The sequence below is a fragment of the Hydrogenimonas sp. genome, assembly GCF_029933015.1.
Taxonomy (GTDB): domain Bacteria; phylum Campylobacterota; class Campylobacteria; order Campylobacterales; family Hydrogenimonadaceae; genus Hydrogenimonas.
Genome location: NZ_JAOZOZ010000186.1, coordinates 1 through 1,378, shown reverse-complemented (window position 1 = coordinate 1,378; position 1,378 = coordinate 1). Strand labels below are relative to the sequence as shown.

The window sequence follows — 1,378 nt, the reverse complement described above, 5'->3', positions numbered from 1 at the left end:
GGCGACCCGGTCATCTACGTCAGCCTCAAAGACGCCCAGGAGCTGCAGTTTCTCTACTCCAACGCCCGTATCCGCAACGACCGGGCCAGGGGGCTCAACGTACAGGCCGACAACCATCTGGTAAACACCGTGGTGGCCACCCTCCAACCCGGCGCCGACCCTATCGAGACAGCCCGGAACCTTCGTCGATGGAAACACCTGGGCGTCTTCACGGCGGAAGAGCAGCGTACCCTTCTGACCAAAAACGTCATCGAAATGGCCAGCAAACAGATCGGAATGTTCACGGTGATTCTCGTCGTGGTCTCGAGTATCATCATCGCACTGATCATCTATACGATGACGCTGGAGAAGATCAAGGAGATCTCGATCATGAAACTGGTCGGTCTGCCGAATCTGACGATCACGAAAATGATCATGCAGGAGACTCTGACGCTTGGGATTCTCGCTTTCGTGTTCGGCAATCTTTTCGCCCACGCCATCTGGGACAGGTTTCCCAAAAGGGTGGTCCTCGAAGTACCGGACGCCTGGGCGCTTTTCGGTATCGTTTTGATGGCTTCGATACTCTCGAGCCTTTTTGGCGTCTACAAGGCGATCAAAGCCGACCCGAGATCGGCGATAGGATGAGACATGGTAAACGGGAAATGGGAACAGGGAACGGGAAGGAGAGAAGATGAGCGATGTGGGTATCAAAGTCGAAGGGCTGACCAAAATTTTCGGATCGGGCGACACGGAAGTACGGGTCCTCGAAAATGCGTCCCTGGAGGTCAAAAAGGGGGAGTTCGCGGCACTCGTAGCCCCCAGCGGCGCGGGAAAGACGACGCTTTTGATGATGCTCGGATGCGTGGAGAAACCGACCTCGGGCAGGATATGGCTGGGGGAGAAGCTGGTGTGGGACGAAAACCGCTGGTCGATCCCCGATACCCGTAAAATCCGCCGGGAAAAACTGGGGTTTATCTTTCAGGCGCACTACCTGATCCCGTTTCTCAACATCATCGAAAACGTCAAGCTCATACCTCTTTCCAACGGTTGGAGCGACGAAAGGTCGGAAAAGAAAGCCATGGAGCTTCTGAACTACTTCGATATCGGCGATAAACGCGACGCCATGCCCAGCCGGCTCTCCGGCGGCCAGAACCAGCGGGCCGCCATCGCCCGTGCGCTCTCCAACGAACCGCAGATCATCCTGGCCGACGAACCGACGGCGGCACTGGACATGACCCGGGCCGTCAATGTGGTCAAGATGCTCAGAAATATCGTGGAAGAGCAGAATGTGGCCATCATTATGGTCACCCACGACGAGCGGCTGCTTCCCTATTGCGATAAAATATTGGCGATAGAAAACCGCAAGGTCGTCACGAAGACCCAGGTACCCAAAGGATTC

Annotated in this window: 2 protein-coding genes; both read left to right on the top strand. The window is 55.9% G+C overall.

What is annotated here, in order from left to right; translation table 11 throughout:
* The coding region (locus tag Q1K23_RS09050; RefSeq protein WP_300363991.1) for an ABC transporter permease at nucleotides 1-624 on the top strand (624 nt) is incomplete at its 5' end.
* A 46-nt stretch (nucleotides 625-670) separates the two neighbouring features.
* Nucleotides 671-1,378, top strand: a 708-nt coding sequence (locus Q1K23_RS09045) for an ABC transporter ATP-binding protein (RefSeq protein ID WP_300363990.1), incomplete at its 3' end; no start/stop codon positions are given.